This window comes from Streptomyces specialis (assembly GCF_001493375.1).
Classification (GTDB): domain Bacteria; phylum Actinomycetota; class Actinomycetes; order Streptomycetales; family Streptomycetaceae; genus Streptomyces; species Streptomyces specialis.
The window spans coordinates 1-17,613 of the sequence record NZ_LN929765.1 but is presented as its reverse complement, the minus strand read 5'-3'; the positions used below and the strand labels follow the sequence as shown (position 1 = coordinate 17,613).

Annotated in this window: 11 protein-coding genes and 3 pseudogenes; 7 read left to right on the top strand and 7 right to left on the bottom strand. The window is 73.5% G+C overall.

What is annotated here, in order from left to right:
* Window positions 1-2: 2 nt before the first annotated feature.
* From BN2279_RS30925 to BN2279_RS04815, 6 genes and pseudogenes are all read right to left on the bottom strand, one after another.
* A complete protein-coding gene (locus BN2279_RS30925; protein WP_267887110.1) occupies window positions 3-434 on the bottom strand; it encodes a CDP-glycerol glycerophosphotransferase family protein in 432 nt (143 codons plus the stop codon).
* A gap of 95 nt (window positions 435-529) precedes the next feature.
* A pseudogene (locus BN2279_RS04835) lies at window positions 530-2,170 on the bottom strand (bifunctional glycosyltransferase/CDP-glycerol:glycerophosphate glycerophosphotransferase); the annotation flags it as partial.
* A gap of 155 nt (window positions 2,171-2,325) precedes the next feature.
* Window positions 2,326-3,252 carry a carbohydrate ABC transporter permease gene (locus BN2279_RS04830; protein WP_079031846.1) on the bottom strand — a complete coding sequence of 309 codons (927 nt, stop codon included), beginning with the start codon at window positions 3,250-3,252 and terminating at the stop codon, window positions 2,326-2,328.
* Window positions 3,249-4,547, bottom strand: coding sequence for a carbohydrate ABC transporter permease (locus tag BN2279_RS04825; RefSeq protein ID WP_059006804.1), 1,299 nt, complete (start codon window positions 4,545-4,547; stop codon window positions 3,249-3,251). Before BN2279_RS04825 ends, BN2279_RS04830 begins: the two co-directional genes overlap by 4 nt.
* A gap of 31 nt (window positions 4,548-4,578) precedes the next feature.
* Complete coding sequence (locus BN2279_RS04820) at window positions 4,579-5,961, bottom strand: ABC transporter substrate-binding protein (protein WP_104530935.1); 1,383 nt, start codon at window positions 5,959-5,961, stop codon at window positions 4,579-4,581.
* Window positions 5,962-6,212: 251 nt separating this feature from the next.
* Window positions 6,213-8,742: pseudogene (locus BN2279_RS04815) on the bottom strand (FHA domain-containing protein).
* A gap of 322 nt (window positions 8,743-9,064) precedes the next feature.
* On the opposite strand from BN2279_RS04815, the pseudogene BN2279_RS28345 reads away from it, so the two are divergent.
* From BN2279_RS28345 to BN2279_RS28865, 4 genes and pseudogenes are all read left to right on the top strand, one after another.
* A pseudogene (locus BN2279_RS28345) lies at window positions 9,065-10,823 on the top strand (serine/threonine-protein kinase).
* Window positions 10,824-10,947: 124 nt separating this feature from the next.
* Complete coding sequence (locus tag BN2279_RS04800; protein WP_059006796.1) at window positions 10,948-12,222, top strand: serine/threonine-protein kinase; 1,275 nt, start codon at window positions 10,948-10,950, stop codon at window positions 12,220-12,222.
* A gap of 23 nt (window positions 12,223-12,245) precedes the next feature.
* Window positions 12,246-13,352 (top strand): peptide chain release factor 2, encoded by a 1,107-nt coding sequence (prfB, locus tag BN2279_RS04795; RefSeq protein WP_059006794.1) that lies wholly within the window; start codon window positions 12,246-12,248, stop codon window positions 13,350-13,352.
* A 236-nt stretch (window positions 13,353-13,588) separates the two neighbouring features.
* Entirely contained in the window at window positions 13,589-14,362 is a 774-nt protein-coding gene (locus BN2279_RS28865) for an LPXTG cell wall anchor domain-containing protein (protein ID WP_107115512.1), read from the top strand.
* Window positions 14,363-14,424: 62 nt separating this feature from the next.
* Here BN2279_RS28865 and BN2279_RS04785 read toward each other — a convergent pair whose 3' ends face one another.
* The gene (locus BN2279_RS04785) at window positions 14,425-14,637 is read right to left on the bottom strand and encodes a hypothetical protein (RefSeq protein WP_407702190.1); all 213 of its coding nucleotides are present in this window, start codon (window positions 14,635-14,637) and stop codon (window positions 14,425-14,427) included.
* A gap of 195 nt (window positions 14,638-14,832) precedes the next feature.
* Between BN2279_RS04785 and ftsE the strand changes: the two genes are divergently transcribed.
* The 3 genes from ftsE to BN2279_RS04770 form a co-directional block, all read left to right on the top strand.
* Window positions 14,833-15,522, top strand: a complete 690-nt coding sequence (ftsE, locus tag BN2279_RS04780; RefSeq protein ID WP_059006786.1) for a cell division ATP-binding protein FtsE — start codon at window positions 14,833-14,835, stop codon at window positions 15,520-15,522.
* A 40-nt stretch (window positions 15,523-15,562) separates the two neighbouring features.
* A complete protein-coding gene (gene ftsX / locus BN2279_RS04775) occupies window positions 15,563-16,477 on the top strand; it encodes a permease-like cell division protein FtsX (RefSeq protein WP_059006784.1) in 915 nt (304 codons plus the stop codon).
* A 78-nt stretch (window positions 16,478-16,555) separates the two neighbouring features.
* On the top strand, window positions 16,556-17,613 hold a 1,058-nt coding region (locus tag BN2279_RS04770), incomplete at its 3' end, for a S41 family peptidase (protein WP_104530937.1).

Genomic DNA, 17,613 nt, shown 5'->3' with positions numbered 1-17,613 from the left:
GGTCAGCCTCCGGTGTGGATGGGGTGTCCGGAACGGGGTCGGGGAGCGGTGGCGCGTACCAGGACCGCGCCCGGCGCGGGGCGCCGCGCCTCGGGCGGGACGACGGGCGGTACGCCGGTGCCGTCGAGGAAGAAGCGGCGGACGACGCGTTCGGCGGCGAACCCGTCGTCGTACGGGCAGAACCGCCGCCGGAACTCGGCGCGCAGCGCGGCCATGCGCGGGTCGGTCCACAGCCCGGGTCCGGCCAGGACGGCCAGCAGCTCCTCCTCGGACCGGGTCACCGGGCCAGGGGCGACGGCGAGCAGGTCGAAGTAGGCGCCGTGCACGGCCCGGTACGCCTCCCAGTCCACGGCGTGGACGACGATGGGCCGGTCCAGGTTGGCGTAGTCGAACAGGACGGGCGCGTAGTCCGTGACGAGCGCGTCGGCCGCCAGGCACAGTTCCTCCAGCCGGGGGTGGCCGCTGGGTCGCGGACCAGCAGCAGGAAGCCGGGGCCGAGGCGGCCGGCCAGCCGTTCGGGGTCGATCGGCGGCAGGTGGCCGCGCGGGTGGCGGCGGCGGGCGGGGGCGTACAGCACGGCCAGCACGCCGTCGGGGATGCCGAGTCCGGCGCGGACGCGCAGGACGTCGTCGGCGGTCGCGGGGTGGGAGACGTCGGCGGTGGGGGAGCCGTACTCCAGGGTGATGTAGTCGGCCGGGTAGGCGCCCTCCCAGGCCAGGGTGGAGTGCCGGTTGGCGGACAGGCAGTAGTCCCAGCCGTCGATCTGGCGCAGCAGCCGGGCGATGTCGCGGTCGGCGGCGTCCAGACCGGCGTGGGCCAGGGGGGTGCCCCGGTGGGTCTGGAGGCGGAGCTGTCCTGGCCGCTTGACCAGGGCCGGGGGGAAGCCGGTGCCGCTGACCAGGAACCGGGCGCGGGCGACGGCCGTCCAGTAGGGCGCGGTGCCGGGGACGAGCCGGGTGGCGCCGGCGGGCAGGGGGGGCCGTTCCTGGCCCGGCGGGGTCACCCAGGCGGTGCGGACGGTGGGGGCCAGCTCGCGCAGCTTCGCCTCGATGGCGGTGGGCGCGCAGGCGTGGCCGCCGCCGCTGCCTTGGGCGAAGACGGCGAGCCCGGGGTCGAGCGGGCGGCGCAACTGGCACCGGTAGTGGGCGCGGAGCAGCGCGCCGCGCAGCGCGGCGCGCAGGCCGCCGCCGATCCGGCGGCGGACCCGGCGGGCCAGGCGGTGGCCGGGCCCCAGCCGGGGGAACGCGCGGCGGGCGCCGAGGCGCAGCAGGAGCTGACGCAGCCGGTCGCGGCGGTCGCGGCGGCCGGCGCCGATCGCCGTGGCGCCGGACGCGGCCCGGTGGCGGCGGCAGAGCGCGGCGCCCCGGCGGAAGAACTCGGCGCGGTCGGCGGCGGGCAGCAGGCCGCGGGTGCGGTAGACGGTGGTGAGGTGGTCGACCATGCGCCGGTAGAGGGCCGGTCGCCAGCGGTCCGCGCCGGGCAGCTCGTCGAGGCGGACGAACAGCCGCTCGTACTGGGCGAGGAGGTCGAGGTGGCCGGCGCCCGCGTTCCGGGCCCGGCCGCCGGTGCGGCGCTCGCGGTGGTGGAGGCAGACCCGGTCCAGGACGGCGAGGGAGTCGGCGGCGGCCAGTGCCGGGTAGAGGAAGGGGACGTCCTGGTAGTGGCCGGGCGGGAAGCGCAGGCCGTGCTGTTCGAGGAAGTCGCGGCGGTAGGCGGCGGACCAGGCGACGGGCGGCAGTCTCAGCAGGGTGGGCCGCCCGGCGAGGGTGAGGACGCGGCCGTCGCGTTCGTCGAGGAGGCCGGGGAGGACGCCGGGGGAGACCGTGCCGTCCCAGGAGACGCGGGCATGGTCGAACAGCAGCAGCGCGGGTTCGCCGGTGGCGGTCAGCCGGGTGGCGAGGGCGGTCAGCGCGCCGGGGGCGAGGGTGTCGTCGCCGTCGAGGAAGAGGACGTACCGGCCGGTGGCGCGGGCGAGGCCGGCGTTGCGGGCCGGGCCGGGCCCCGCGGTGGCCGCCAGCCGCAGGCCGGTGACCCGGTCGTCGGCCGCCGCCGCCTCGGCGATGATCTCGCCGGAGGCGTCGGGCGAGGCGTCGTCCACCACGATCAGTTCGAGGTCGCGGAAGTCCTGGGAGAGCACGGACGCCAGGCACGCGGGGAGGTATGCCTGCACCTGGTGGGCGGGCACGATGATGCTGAAGCGGGGCACGGCACATCCAGGGGGCGGCGCGTCGGATTACACGGACCATCCGACAATCGCTCTTCCGGGATGTCTTTCCGGGCACGCGGGAGGTGTCGCGGAACGCTTTCCTCCGATCGGCGCAGCGCCTACTTCACCGCGCCCGCCATCACGCCCGAGACGAACTGCCGCTGGAAGGCGAAGAAGATCGCCAGCGGGATGATCATCGTCAGGAACGCGCCCGGCGCCAGGACGTCGAAGTTGCTGCCGAACTGCCGCATCTCCTGCTGGAGGGCGATCGTCATCGGCGGCGAGCCGTTGTCCGCGAAGATCAGCGCGATCAGCATGTCGTTCCACACCCACATGAACTGGAAGATCGCCAGCGCGGCGATCGCCGGGCCGCCCAGTGGCAGCACCACGCGGAAGAACAGGCGTATCTCGCCCGCGCCGTCGAGCCGGGCCGCCTCCAGCAGCTCGCGGGGGATCTCGGCGAAGAAGTTCCGCAGCAGGAAGATCGCGAACGGCAGGCCGAACGCGGAGTGGAAGAGGACCACGCCGAGCGTCGTCTCGAAGATGCCGAGGGTGTTGAACAGCCGGGCGACCGGGATCAGCGCCACCTGCACCGGCACCACCAGCAGCGCCACGACGCCCAGGAACCACCAGTCGCGGCCGGGGAAGTCCAGCCAGGCGAACGCGTAGGCGGCCGAGGCGCCCAGGGCGACGACCAGCAGGGTGGACGGGACGGTGATCGCCACCGTGGTCCAGATGGAGCTGGTGAAGTTGTCGTTGGCGAGCAGGCTGTCGTAGTTCGACCAGGTGAGCTGGTCGAGGTCGGTCAGCGTGTCCCACCAGCCGGACGACGCGATGTCGCGGGCGTCGCGGAAGGAGGACGCGAAGAGCCCGGCGGTGGGCAGCAGCCACACCACGGCGAGCACCACGAGCACCACCCGCACACCGCTCCCGGCGGCGAGGGAGGCGAGCCGGGACGCGAGCGGGCGCGGCGGTGGTCCGGCGGCGGGAGGCGGCGGGGCGTCCGCCGGGTCCGGCAGTCGGTCGGTGGAGGTGGGAGCGGTCACCGGCGGTTCTCCCGTCGCAGCCTGCGCACATTGAAGATCATCACGGGCACCACGAGCAGCAGCAGGAACACCGCGATCGCGCTGCCCAGGCCCTGGTCGGCTCCGGCGCCGAAGGACGACTGGTAGAGCTGGAGGGCCAGCACGTTCGCGTCGGCCTGGCTGGAGGCGGGCGGGATGACGTAGATGAGGTCGAAGATCTTGAGCACGTTGATCATCAGCGTCACCATCACCACGGCCAGCACGGGGGCCAGCAGCGGGACGGTGATGCGGCGGAAGACCTGCCACTCGTTGGCGCCGTCGACGCGGGCCGCCTCCAGCATCTCCCGGGGGACCGAGGCGAGCCCCGCGGCGATCAGCACCATCGCGAAGCCGGCCCACATCCACACGTAACTGCCGATGATCGCCGGGGTGATGACGTCCGGGCCGAGCCACTCGACGCCGTTGTAGGGGGCGGTGAAGCTGTCGGCGGCCAGCCGGACCCGGGCGCCGTCGGCCTCGGCGGGCAGGACGAACGAACCGTCGTCGGCCGTCTCGGTCGTGGCCACGACCTGGCCGTCCCGGACCGCCTCGACGGTGATCCCGGCCAGACCGCGCTCCTCGGGATCGACGGCGCCGGCCGTACCGCCCCCGCCGCGCGTGAAGTCCATCCAGACGGTGCCGGCGACTTCGCCGGGCCCCGCGGCGGCGACCGCCGCCGGCTCGGCGTCGGCCAGCTCCGGCTGCGGCACCGCGACCAGCGGCACCAGCGCCGGCGACCCGGCCTCGACGGGCTCGGTCAGCAGGTAGGAACCGTCGCCCTGCACCTCGACCGGGCCGCCGGGGCGCGGCTGGGCGTCGGGCCAGGACGAGGCGTCGGTGAACGTGTCGTGGACGGTCGTCATCAGGGCGTTGGCCACGCCCCGGTCCGGGTCCTGCTCGTACACCAGGCGGAAGATGATGCCCGCCGCCAGCATCGAGACCGCCATCGGCATGAAGACGATCAGCTTGAACGCCGTGGCCCAGCGGATGCGTTCGGTCAGGACCGCGAAGATCAGACCGAGGGCGGTGGTGACGGTCGGCGCCACGACGATCCAGATCAGGTTGTTGCGCAGCGCGGTCCTGATCGAGTCGTTGCTGAACATCTCCCGGAAGTTGTCCAGGGCGACGAAGTCCTTGCCGGACGCGTCGAACAGGCTGCGCCACACCGAATACCCGATGGGGTAGACGACCAGGGCCCCGAGCAGCGCCAGGGCGGGCAGCAGGAAGCACGCGACCGTCCAGGGACGGGACTTGATCACCGCCTTGCCGGATGCCATGAGTTCCGATCTCCGTCCGTCGTCGCTGGGGTCAGTCGCGGTACGCGCGGTCCGCCTGGGACTCCAGGTACTCCTGCGCCCCCGCGATGTCGCCGGGATCGCGCAGGAAGTTCTGGAGGCCCTGCCACATGCCCTGGCCCGTCGTCCCGCCGAAGGCGGCGGGGGTCTGGTCCGACATGTCGAACCGGAAGTCGTCGCCCGCCGCGATCAGCGCCTCGGCGATGCCGCGCTGCACCTCGTTGGGATAGGCGTCGAACTCCAGGGACTTGTTGGGCGAGACGAAGCCGCCCGCCTCGGCCCAGATCCGCGCGGCGTCGGTGGAGGCCAGGAACGCCAGCAGCGCCTGCTGCGCCTCGCTCGCCTCGCCGTCCGGCGCGACCGCCACCGCGACGTCGCCCGCGCTGACCACCGGCGGCGCCTCGCCCACGGCGGGGAACGGGAAGACCTGGGCGTCCTCGCCGATCACGGCGTCGGTGCTGTCGCTGATGACCGAGCCGACGAAGTCGGCCTCGAAGACCATCCCGGCGTCCGGGGTCTCCAGATCGATGAACGTCTGGGTGACGGAGGTCGGGAAGTCGGTCTGGAGAGAGCCGTCGTTGCCGTTCTCCAGGAGCTGCGGCGAGCCGAACAGCTCCGCGAGCGTGGTCAGCGCTTCGGTGACGCTCTCGTCGGTCCACGGGATCTCGTGCGCGGTCAGCCGGTCGTACATCTCCGGCCCGGCCTGGGAGAGATAGACGTTCTCGAACCAGTCGGTGAGGGTCCAGCCGTCGGCGCCGGCCACGGAGACCGGCGTGGTGCCGGACTCCCACACCGTCCACGCGGTCGCGACGAAGTCGTCCCACGTCGCGGGAGGTTCGACCCCGGCGTACGCGAACGCGGTGGTGCTGTACCAGATCAGCGACTTGTTGGCGGCCTTCACGTACACGCCGTACTGCGTGCCCTCGTGGTTGGCCAACTCCTGCCAGCCCCGCGTGTAGTTGGCGTCGAGCTGCGCCTGGACCGACTCGTCCACCGGCGCGAGCCAGCCGTTCTCGGCGAACTCGTGGAGCACGCCCGGCTGCGGCACCATCACCACGTCCGGCGGCGAACCGCCCTCGACCTTGCTGCCGACGAACTGCGAGACGTTGTCACCGCTGGGCACGAAGCTCACCGACGCGCCCGTCAGCGCCTCGAACTCGTCCAGCACCCGCAGGAAGTTGTCCCGCTCCGCGCCGGTCCACACGGCCGCGACCTCCAGCGACTGCCCGCTGAGGTCCGGCAGGTCGATCGACGGCGGCCGGCCGCTCCCGCTCCCGCCGTCACCGCCTCCGCACGCGGTCAGCGTCAGCGCGCCGGCGGCGAGCACCGCCGCCACCCCGCGGGTGGTCCTCCGCCGGGGTCCCCGGCCCGAACCGCGCATGAGCACCGCCCTCATCGTCCGAAGCGTCCGAAGCGTCCGGAGCGGCAACGCCCCCGCGCTGCCCGGGGCCTGCCACACCGCATGTCCTCCACGGCATGACTACGCCCCGTTCATGGAACCGGCAAGACCGCCGTCGACCTCACGTTGCGTTTGTGACCGGGCCGTTATCGGTTCCCCATGCGCGGGTTGCGTGCGAGAACCGCGTCAGGACGTTGCGCGTGCTCACCTTTCCGCTGTCCGCGCACGCCCATCCGCTCACCGGCCGCTCACACCAGGGTCGCCGTCGCGGCCCGGTCCGTCTGCGCCGCCCGGGCCGCCGCGCTGGCGAGCAGGGCGACGTCCGTCGGCCCGTTCCCCAGCTCCCGCACCGGGCGCCGGGCGGGCGGGTCGCCGGCCCGCGCCCAGTCCAGCCGGGCGACCGTGGGGCGCAGCGTCGCGGTGCGCGGGATGCGGCCGGGGCCCCGGCCGCCCTGGAACGGAACGGGCCGCCCGGCCCCGCGCCACAGCTCGGCCCGGCCCGCGGGCGTCCCGGCCAGCGTGATCCGCGCCGCGGCCGGACCGGCCGCCGCGTCGTCCCGCCCGGCCGTGATCACCCGCACCCCGAGCCGCTGCCCCTCGCGGGCCGCCGCCTCCACCACGCGGATCACCGACCCCGCCGCCTGGCGGCCCGGCGCGCCGAGCGGCGGCGTCAGCAAGGCGTCGAAGTCGTCGACGAGGACCACCAGCCAGGGCAGCGGGCGGCTGCCCCGGACGAGCACCGGGGGCGCGTCCGTGTCGGCCTCGGCCGGGCGCGGGCCGACCACCCTCCCCGTCGCGCGCGGCGCGCCGGCCGCGAAGTCGGCCTCGCCCAGCAGCGCGGCCCGCCGTTTCAGCTCCTCGCGCAGCGCCTGCGCGAACGCCCGCATCCGCACCGGGTCCGTCGCCCCCAGGTACGACGCGACGTGCGGCAGCTCGGCGCAGGGCGCCAGGCCGGTGGCCGCGCCCTCGACCAGCAGCAGCGACAGGTCGGCCGGGCCCGGGGCGGCGGCCAGCGAGGCGGCCATCGCGCTCAGCAGCTCCGTCCGCCCCGACTTCGGCGGCCCGGCCACCGACAGCGGGCCGGTGGTCTCCGCCAGATCCACGGTCACCGGGCCCTCGGCGCCCGCGCCCAGCACCAGCGGCAGCCCGCTCTGCCCGGCCCACCGGCCGCGCAGCGCGCCCGGCGTGACGCGGGACAGCTCCAGGGCGTCCAGCAGGCGACAGCTCTCGGGCAGCGTCGCGGCGGGCCCCCCCGCGTCGCCCGCGCCCCCGGCGCCGCTCCCGGCGCTCTCGGCCGCCGGGGCGAGCGCCCGCGCGAACCGCTCGGCCCAGGCGAGGGAGACCGCGTCCGCGCCCGACGCCGGGCCCGGCGTGCCGCCCGGGTCCACCAGCCGCAGCGCGGTGGCCACCGGGCCGCTGACCACGGCGACGGCGCCGCAGGCGGCGAGGACCGGGGAGGCGGCCCGGGCGGCGTCGAGCGTCCGGTCCAGCGGCGAGGCGGCGGTGGCGGGGGCCGTCTCCGCGAGGGCCAGCAGGTGGACGCCGACGGCGGGACCCCCGGCGGCCAACCGGGCGAGCGCCGAGCGCGCCGCGTCCGTGCCCGGGTCGCCGTCGACCAGCACCACCGTGCGGCGGGCCCCGCGCGGGCGGCCGAGCAGCCCGGTCAGCTCCGCCGTCCGGGCCGCCGCCTGCCGGGCGTCGAAGGCGAGCAGCAGCCGGCAGTCCTGGCCGCGGGCCGGGCGCGTGTGCGGCAGCCAGCCCGGCCAGGACCACTCCTCGGCCCGGTCCACGGCGACGACGACCAGCTCCAGCGCGCTCGGCGGGTGCAGGGCCGCGAGCTGCGCCAGGTCGGACCTGGCCACGCCGGCGATCCGCTCGCGCGGCCCGGCCAGGCCGAGCGAACCGGCCTCCGGCAGGGCGACCGTGACCGGCCGCAGCGCGCCCGAGGCCCGCTGGGCGGCGCCCAGCCTGACGGTGAACGCGTCCGGGTGCGCGGCGCTCCGCTCCCACCGGCGCGGGCCCGGCTCCAGGGCGGTGAGCAGCACGGTCGCCGGGTCGGGGAAACGCGCCGCCGCCGCGTCCTCCGTTGCATGTGCGCCGTTGATCGTTGGAGCCGCGCCCGGCGCTGATGGGATATTCAATGTATTATGACAGGATGCGGCGGCCACCGAGCACGAGCGTATCCTCTGCGTCGGCGGCGGCAGAGGGGAATAGGAGCCAGGTGACGAGCCGCAGCGCGGACTCGCCCAGCCGGAGCACGGCACCGGGCCGCACGGGCACCGGACCCCCGGTGACCGGCACGCCGTCCACCGACGTGCCGTTCGTGGAGTCGAGATCGGTGACGGTGACCGAGCCGTCCTGGCCGAGCGTGATCGCGCAGTGCGTCCGCGAGACGTCGGGGTCGTCCAGAGGGATGTCGGCCCCGGCCGACCTGCCTATCCGCGCGACGCCGCCGCGCAGCAGGTGCACCCCGCCGGCGTCGGGCCCGGCCACCACGAGCAGCCGGGCCGGCACCGGCTCGCGGCCCGGCCCCTCGACCGGCCGGTGGAAGGACAGCACCGCGCCGTCCACCAGCGGCGGCTGCCCGAGCGCGGCGCGGCGCGGGTCGAGGTGCTGCTCCTCGCAGAACACCGCGCCCGGCGCCGCCGAACCCGGCGTCACCACTCCGGCGAGCGCGCCCAGCACCTCCGCCAGGGGGGTGTCGGCGGGAGCGGAGATCTGCACATCGACGCCGGAGGCGGCGTCACCGTGACCGAGAACGGTCAACCTGATCTGAATCGGCATCGGCCCTCCCGGCCACCTCGCCCGCCGGCCCCGGCTGTTCGCGTGCCCGCCCGCGTCAAGTCGTCGCATCGGATGCTGATGCTCAAAGCATCCTCCCACCCGCCACGGACAGTTGGACCCGCCTGCGACCCTCCGCGATCTTGATTGGCACATTCTGATCGGAACCGACCGGGAGCGATCGGCAACCGGGCGCTGCCACCGTGACGTCCTCCCTGTCGCGGGCCCAGACCAGCCGCCGTCCGCGGCCGGGCGGCGGCACTACAGTAGGGGCCCGGGACCCCGTCACCACCAGTCAGTTGATCATCTAGGAGCGCGCGTGCGGCCGGTAGGCAGCAAGTACCTGCTCGAAGAGCCGCTCGGACGCGGCGCCACCGGCACCGTGTGGCGCGCCCGCCAGCGGGAGGCCGCGGGCGAGGAGGCGGCCGTCGCCGGGCAGCCGGGCGAGCAGGTCGCCATCAAGGTCCTCAAGGAGGAGCTGGCGCACGACCCCGACGTCGTGATGCGGTTCCTGCGCGAGCGGTCCGTGCTGCTGCGCCTGGCCGGCGACAACCACGACAACATCGTGCGCACCCGCGACCTGGTCGTCGAGGGCGAGCTGATCGCACTCGTGATGGACCTCATCGACGGCCCCGACCTGCACCGTTACCTGTACGACAACGGCCCGCTGACCCCCGTCGCCGCCGCCCTGCTCACCGCGCAGATCGCCGACGCGCTGGCCGCCGCGCACGCCAAGGGCGTCGTTCACCGCGACCTCAAGCCGGCCAACGTCCTGCTGGCGGGCGACGGGAACGACGCCGCGCCGCTGCGCCCGATGCTCACCGACTTCGGCATCGCGCGGCTGGCGGACTCACCCGGCGTCACCCGGGCCCACGAGTTCGTCGGCAGCCCCTCGTACGTCGCCCCGGAGTCCGCCGAGGGGCGCCCCCAGACCTCGGCCGTCGACATCTACAGCGCCGGCATCCTCCTGTACGAACTGGTCACCGGACGGCCGCCGTTCAGCGGCAGCAGCACCCTCCAGGTCCTCCAGCGCCACATCTCCGAGGAGCCCCGGCGCCCGGAGGGCATGCCAGGACCGCTGTGGACCGTCGTCGAGTGCTGCCTGCGCAAGAACCCGGCCGAGCGCCCCGGCGCGGCCGGCCTCGCCCGCGCGCTGCGCACCGTCGCCGCCGGGATCGGCCAGGGCACCAGCCACGAGCAGCGCCAGGCCGCCCTCGGCGTCGCCGCGCTCCTCGTGCCCGACCCGGCGCCCGTCCGGGTCCCCGGCACCGGCATCAGCCCGCCCGGTTCCGCCGAGCCGACGCAGGTCCTGCCCGGCGGCTCCGCGGGCGGCGGCGCCGACCCGTTCGCCGCCACCAGCGTCCTGCCCCAGCACTGGCTCTTATACACATCCGACGCTGCCGGCGAGGGGGGGGGGGGGGGGGGCGTCAGTGGACCGTGCGCGACGGCCCAGACACGCCACCGCGCACGACGCGGATCAGTCACAGTTGCGGTAAATGAGTCAATGTTGACGGGTGGGTTCCAATGGTTGGTTGAGGTACAGTTGTTTTTTTTTGCAAGCGGAAGCCGGCATACAAATTTCCTGCCTGTCCCGGGGGCTGGGAGATGTGTAAAAAAAACAGCCGCAGCGGCGCCGGCCCGAGCCGCCCCCGCCGCAGCAGGGGTACGGCTACCCGCAGCCGCAGCAGTACCAGCAGCCCCAGCAGTACCACCAGCCGCAGCAGTACCCGCCGCCGCAGCAGTATCAGCGCCCGGTGCCGCCGCCGTACCAGGAGCCGCCGTCGCGCCGCGCCCCCGAGCCGCGCGGCCGGTCGCGCAGCGCCAACCCGATGCGCATCCCCGGTCTGGGGTGCCTGAAGGGCTGCCTGTTCATGCTGCTGATTCTGGCGGTCGTCGTCTTCCTGGTGTGGAACTTCACGCCCCTTCAGGACTGGATCGCCGACGGCCGTAGTTTCTGGGACACCGTCACCGACTGGTACGACGAGGTCCGGGAAATGCTCGGCCTGATCGAAGAGGCGCAGCGGACCGGCGAGGACATCCAGAACGACATCGAGAACAGCGTTCCCGACAACCAGTGACCGCGGGCGGCCTCGGGGATTTATCGACTTACGGGGGTGAGATTTCTCCGAGGCATGCCCATAAAAACGGGCAAGGCGGGCATGGTGTCCCGCCGTCGACGGACCGGCGTCGTAGCCTCACGCCATGGCACGGAACATCGGCAGCCACTACACCGCCCACCGTGTGCTCGGCCGCGGCAGCGCCGGCACGGTGTGGCTCGGGGAGGGGCCCGGCGGCCCCGTCGCCATCAAGGTCCTCCGGGAGGACCTCGCCGCGGACCCCGACCTCGCCGAGCGCTTCGCCCATGAACGGCACGCCCTCCTCGGCCTGGAGCACCCCCATATCGTCGGCGTCCGCGACCTCGTCATCGGCGGCCCCGACGTCCGCGACATCGCCCTGGTGATGGACCTGGTCCGCGGCCCGGACCTGCGCCGCCACCTCGAACGCGAGCGGCGCCTCACCCCGCACGAGGCCGTCGCGATCACCGCGGGCGTCGCCGCCGGGCTGGCCGTCGCGCACGCCGCGGGCATCGTGCACCGGGACGTGAAGCCGGAGAACATCCTGCTGGACACCACCTCGCGGGAGCCCAGGGCCCTGCTCACCGACTTCGGCGTCGCCAAGCTCATCGACGAGCCCCGGCACGGCGGCCGGGGCGGCGTCGTCGGCACCCCGGACTACATGGCCCCCGAAATCGTCGAGGGCCTCCCGCCGCGCGCCGCCGTGGACATCTACGCGCTGGTCACCGTGCTGTACGAGCTGCTGGCCGGGTTCACCCCGTTCGGCGGCGGCCACCCGGGGGCCGTCCTGCGCCGGCAGGTCACCGAGACCGCCGCCGAGCTTCCCGGCCTGCCGCGCGAGCTGTGGGAGCTGATCCAGCAGTGCCTGGCCAAGGCGCCCGCCTCCCGGCTGCGCGCCGTGGAGCTGGCGTCCCGGCTGCGCGAGATCCAGCCCGCCCTGGCCGGTCTGCCCCCGCTGGACATCGGCGACCCGCTCGCCGCCGCGGCCGACGAGCCGCCCGCCGAGGCGGCGCCCACCGCCGCCGTGCGCGCCGGGACGCCCGGCGCCGGGACCGCGCCCGGCGCCGCGTCCCGCACCGCCGTCCCGTTGGTGCGCGCCTCGACGCCCGACTCGGAGCGGGCGACGCACACCCGGATGCGCGTCCCGGACGCCGACGAGCTGGCGGGCGGCGCGAACGGCACGGCCCGCGTCGCGCGCGCCCCCGGCCAGCCCCGGGCCGGTTCCGCCCAGCACGGCGCCGCGGCCCGCCGCAGGCGGCGGCTGGCGATCACGGCCGCCGGGCTGGTGGGAGCGGGCGTGCTGGGCGGCTGGCTCTTCCGGGCCGGCGGCGGGGACGGCGGGGAAGGCGACGGCGGGCACGCCCCGGGCGTGCGGGAAGTCGACGAGCCGGGCGTCCCCTGAGTTCCAGCGGTTACGCTGGAGGCGTGGCAGTCCTCGATGTATCCGAAGCTCTCAAATCCCTCACCTCCACCATGGAGTCGATCGAGGCCGTGATCGACCTCGACCGGCTCAGGGCGGACATCGCCGAGCTGGAGGAGCAGGCCGCGGCGCCCAGCCTCTGGGACGACCCGGAGAGCGCCCAGCAGGTGACCAGCAGGCTCTCGCTGCTCCAGGGCCAGCTCCGCAAGATCGAGGAGCTGCGCGGCCGGATCGAGGACGTCGAGGTGCTCTTCGAGCTGGCCGAGACCGAGAGCGACGCCGACGCCCGCCACGAGGCCGAGGCCGAGCTGGACTCGGTGCGCAAGGCGGTGGCCGAGCTGGAGGTCCGCACGCTGCTGTCGGGCGAGTACGACCAGCGCGAGGCCATGATCAGCATCCGCGCGGAGGCGGGCGGCGTGGACGCGGCGGACTTCGCCGAGCAGTTGCAGCGGATGTACCTGCGGTGGGCCGAGCGCAAGGGCTACCCGACGGAGGTGCTGGACACCTCGTACGCCGAGGAGGCCGGCATCAAGTCGACCACGTTCGCGGTCAAGGCGCCCTACGCGTACGGCACGCTCTCCGTCGAGCAGGGCACGCACCGGATGGTCCGCATCTCCCCCTACGACAACCAGGGCCGTCGCCAGACGTCGTTCGCCGGGGTCGAGGTGCTGCCGGTGGTGGAGCAGACCGACCACATCGAGGTGCCGGAGAACGAGATCCGCGTGGACGTCTTCCGCTCCTCGGGCCCGGGCGGTCAGTCGGTCAACACCACGGACTCCGCGGTCCGGATCACCCACCTCCCGACCGGCATCGTGGTCTCCTGCCAGAACGAGAAGTCCCAGATCCAGAACCGCGCCGCCGCCATGCGCGTGCTCCAGTCGCGTCTGCTGGCCCACCAACGGGCCCAGGAGCAGGCGAAGATGGACGCCCTGAAGAGCGACGGGGGCAACTCCTGGGGCAACCAGATGCGCAGTTACGTGCTCCAGCCGTACCAGATGGTCAAGGACCTGCGCACGGAACACGAAGTCGGCAATCCCCAGGGCGTCCTGGACGGCGATATCGACGACTTCCTGGAAGCGGGAATCCGCTGGCGGAAACAGCGGGAGAAGTAACCTTCACGCAACTATCACCACGCGTAGGGCACTTACCGGACATCCTGCTTGACGCGTATGCGATCAACAGCAAAGCTGTTCGTCCGGCATGCCTAAGTTCTGGGGCGCGTGTTGCGCGGGGGCCGGGTCGGAACCGATCCGAATGCCCCCTGCGCCGTCGCCGCCCTTGCGTGAGGCTGCCCCACAGACGGAACACTGTCACCAGACGAACAGCAGCTACAGGGGGTAGTGGACACATGGCCAGTCCCAAGACGCGAGCCAACATGGCGCGGGTCGCCGCGGCAGCCGTTTTCGCGGCGGGCGCCTCGCTCGCCGTGGTCGGTACGGCGACGGCGAGCCCGAGCTCCAAGGCCGCGGCGACGGCCGAGGACCCGGGCGGCATCCTGAACGGTGGCGTCAGCGTCGGCGGTGCCATCGGCATCGGTGGTGCCGAGCAGGGCGGTGCCGAGCAGGGTGGCGCTGAGGAAGGTGGCGCCGAAGAGGGTGGCGCCGAGGAAGGTGGCGCCGAAGAGGGTGGCGCCGAGGAAGGTGGCGCCGAAGAGGGTGGCGCCGAGGAAGGTGGCGCCGAGCAGGGTGGCGCCGAGCAGGGTGGCGCCGAGCAGGGCGGTGCCGAGCAGGGTGGCACCGAGCAGGGTGGCGCCGAGCAGGGCGGTGCCGAGCAGGGTGGCACCGAGCAGGGTGGCACCGAGCAGGGTGGCGCTGAGCAGGGCGGCACCGACGACGGCGGTGCCGACGCCGGTGGTCCGGCCGGTGTCAACGAGGGCGGCTCCGCCGCCGGTGGCCCCGAGCCGAACACCGAGGGCCAGGGCGTGATCGAGCAGGACGACCCCACCGAGGACCTGACCGAGACCACCCCCAGCCCCGCCGGGGACCAGGGCGAGCTGGCCGAGACCGGTTCCTCCACGAACCAGACTCTGCTGATCATCGGCGCCGCGACCATGATCGCGGGCGGCGTCGGCTTCCGTTACCTGCCGCGCCTGATCACCACCAAGGGCGGCACCCCCGCCTGACGGCTGACGGCAACGGGACGGGCCCGGAGCGACACGGTCGCTCCGGGCCCGTCGTACGTCTGTCAGGCCGGCCGGGCCACCAGCAGCGCCACGGCCGCCAGGGTCAGCAGCAGGGCGATCAGGGTCGCCGGGCTGCCCAGGACGGCCCACGGGCCGCGCGCCTCCCGCAGCCGTGCCAGCTCCGCCCGGCACACGGCGCAGCGCCCCTCGCTCACCCGCCCCGTGCAGTTCGCGCACACCAGCCAGTCGGCGATCATGCGACCGTCTCCTCTCATGTCCCCCCTCGCTCCCTACTGTGCCAGGCGCGGGCCCGGATCGCAGAACCCGGAGCCAGAGGCGGACAAAGGGGGCGGCTTCGAACGCCGACTGCGCGCCGAGCGCCGCTTCGCGTATGGTCTGCCCCAACGAGGGGGAGCCACCCTCTCGCAGAGGGTGTTACCGCCCGTACCCAGCCCCGACATGGTGTAACCGTGATCCGATTCGACAATGTCTCCAAGACGTACCCCCGGCAGAACGCGCCGGCGCTGTACGACGTCTCCCTGGAGGTCGAACGAGGCGAGTTCGTCTTCCTCGTCGGCTCGTCCGGCTCCGGCAAGTCCACCTTCCTGCGGCTGATACTGCGGGAGGAGCGGGCCTCGACCGGCAACGTGTACGTGCTCGGCAAGGACCTCGGCCGGCTCTCCAACTGGAAGGTCCCCCAGGTCCGCCGCCAGCTCGGCTGCGTCTTCCAGGACTTCAGGCTGCTGCCCAACAAGACCGTGGCCGAGAACGTCGCGTTCGCCCTGGAGGTGATCGGGAAGTCGCGCGGCCAGATCCGCAAGACCGTTCCCGAGGTGCTCGATCTGGTCGGCCTCGGCGGCAAGGAGGAGCGGATGCCGGGCGAGTTGTCCGGCGGTGAGCAGCAACGCGTCGCGATCGCCCGCGCGTTCGTCAACCGCCCGATGCTGCTCATCGCCGACGAGCCCACCGGCAACCTCGACCCGCAGACCTCCGTCGGGATCATGAAGCTGCTCGACCGCATCAACCGCACCGGTACCACGGTGGTGATGGCGACGCACGACTCGCAGATCGTGGACCAGATGCGCAAGCGCGTGATCGAGCTCGAACGGGGCCGCCTCGTCCGCGACCAGTCGCGCGGCGTGTACGGCTACCAGCACTGACCTCCGAAGCACGGAAGCACGAAAGCACTGGAAGGACGCGATGCGCGCCCACTTCGTCCTGTCGGAGATCGGCGTCGGTCTCCGCCGCAACGTCACGATGACCCTCGCGGTCATCGTCTCCGTGGCCCTCTCGCTCGCCCTGTTCGGCGGCTCGCTCCTGGCCCGCCAGCAGGTCAACAGCATGGAGGACTACTGGTACGACCGGGTCGAGGTCTCGATCTTCCTGTGCAACGCCAACGACGCCGAGTCCGGTGACCCGGCCTGCTCCCGGGGCGCGGTCACCCAGGAGCAGAAGGACGAGATCGAGGCGGAGCTGCTGGAGTACGACATCGTCGAGGAGGTCTACCACGAGTCGGCGGAGGAGGCGTACGAGCACTACCAGGAGCAGCAGCAGGAGTCGCCCATCGCCGCCGTGGTCACGCCGGACCAGATGCAGGAGTCGTTCCGCATCAAGCTGACGGACCCGACCAAGTACGACGTGATCTCCTCCGCGTTCGCCGGCCGCCCCGGCGTGCAGTCCGTGACGGACCAGCGTTCGTTGCTGGAGAACCTGTTCAACCTGCTCAACGGCGTCAACTACGCGGCGGTCGGCCTGATGCTGCTGATGCTGGTGGTGGCGCTGCTGCTGATCGTCAACACCGTGCGCGTCTCCGCCTTCAGCCGCCGCCGCGAGACGGGGATCATGCGGCTGGTGGGCGCCTCCAGCTTCTACATCCAGCTCCCGTTCATCCTGGAGGCGACGATCGCGGGGCTGCTGGGCGCCGTGTTCGCGTGCTTCCTGCTGGTCGGGGTCAAGTTCTTCGCGATCAACAACTTCCTGGCGGAGAAGATCCCGGCGATCGAGTTCATCGGCTGGGACCACGTGCTGTCGGTGCTGCCGCTGATCCTGGTGGCGGGGGCATTGATGCCGGCCTTGGCAGCTTTCTTCGCCCTCTTCAAGTACCTGAAGGTGTAAGCCGGTTGTGATTTATCTCCGGCCCGCTTCGTAGGTCACCTGCCGTACGCCCCCGATCTGTGTCCTACACTCCGCACCATGTCACGCCCGCGTCACATCACTTCATCCCGCCCCGTGCGGCGCGGTGCGGCCCTGGCATGCGTCTTCGCGGGAGTCCTGGTCGCCGGCGCGGCCACCGGGTCCTGGCCCGGGCCGGCCGACGGCTCGGAACTCTCGTCGCCCGACGACGCGGGCCAGTTGGTCAGCCGCAGCGGCGACCCGTGGTCGGCGGCGTACACGGCCGAGGAGTACGAGGAGGTCGCGCGCGGCCTGGAGGGCGAGTACGTCGGGACCGGCATAGCGGTGATCCGCACCGCCGACGGCCGCATCGAGGTCAGCGAGGTCCACGCCGGCAGCCCCGCCGAGGAGGCGGGCATCCGGCCGGGCGACGAGATCCGCACGATCGACGGCGTCGGCCTCGACGGCAGGCCCGTCACCGACGCCGTGAGCCGGCTGCGCGGCAGCGACCAGGAGGAGGCGGCCGGGCCCGGCAGCACCGTCCTCATCGGTCTGGAACGGGACGGCCGGCGCTGGGAGACCGAGGTGGAACGGGCCGCGCTCGCCGTCGAGCCGGTCACCGTGACGCGGGACGTCCCCGGCGTCACGCGCATCCACGTCGGCTCGTTCACGCGCGGCTCGGCCGAGCTGCTGCGCGCCGCCGTGGAGAGCGCCCCCGAGGGCGACGGCATCCTGCTGGACCTGCGGGGCAACGCGGGCGGCCTGCTGACCGAGGCGGCCGACGCCGCGTCCGTCTTCCTCGACGGCGGTCTGGTCGCGACCTACGACGTGCGCGGCGAGCAGCACGCCCTGCACGCGAGGCCCGGCGGTGACACGGCGACCCCGCTGGTGGTGCTGGTGGACGGCGGCACGATGAGTTCGGCGGAGATGCTGACCGGCGCGCTCCAGGACCGCAACCGCGCGGTGATCGTCGGCTCGCGGACGTTCGGCAAGGGCACGGTCCAGATGCCGAGCGAGCAGCCCGACGGCTCGGTGGCCGAGCTGACCGTGGGCCACTACGCGACCCCCTCCGGCCGGACGGTGGACGACGACGGGATCGTTCCGGACCTGGTCGTGGAGCCGGGCGAGGACGCCGAGGC

Excerpts from the sequence above, each read along its gene's own strand:
- BN2279_RS04825 (WP_059006804.1), bottom strand. The coding sequence starts at position 4,547 with ATGGCATCCGGCAAGGCGGTGATCAAGTCCCGTCCCTGGACGGTCGCG.
- BN2279_RS04820 (WP_104530935.1), bottom strand. The coding sequence starts at position 5,961 with ATGAGGGCGGTGCTCATGCGCGGTTCGGGCCGGGGACCCCGGCGGAGG.
- BN2279_RS04800 (WP_059006796.1), top strand. The coding sequence starts at position 10,948 with ATGGCACGGAACATCGGCAGCCACTACACCGCCCACCGTGTGCTCGGC.
- BN2279_RS28865 (WP_107115512.1), top strand. The coding sequence starts at position 13,589 with ATGGCCAGTCCCAAGACGCGAGCCAACATGGCGCGGGTCGCCGCGGCA.
- BN2279_RS04785 (WP_407702190.1), bottom strand. The coding sequence starts at position 14,637 with ATGAGAGGAGACGGTCGCATGATCGCCGACTGGCTGGTGTGCGCGAAC.
- ftsX (WP_059006784.1), top strand. The coding sequence starts at position 15,563 with ATGCGCGCCCACTTCGTCCTGTCGGAGATCGGCGTCGGTCTCCGCCGC.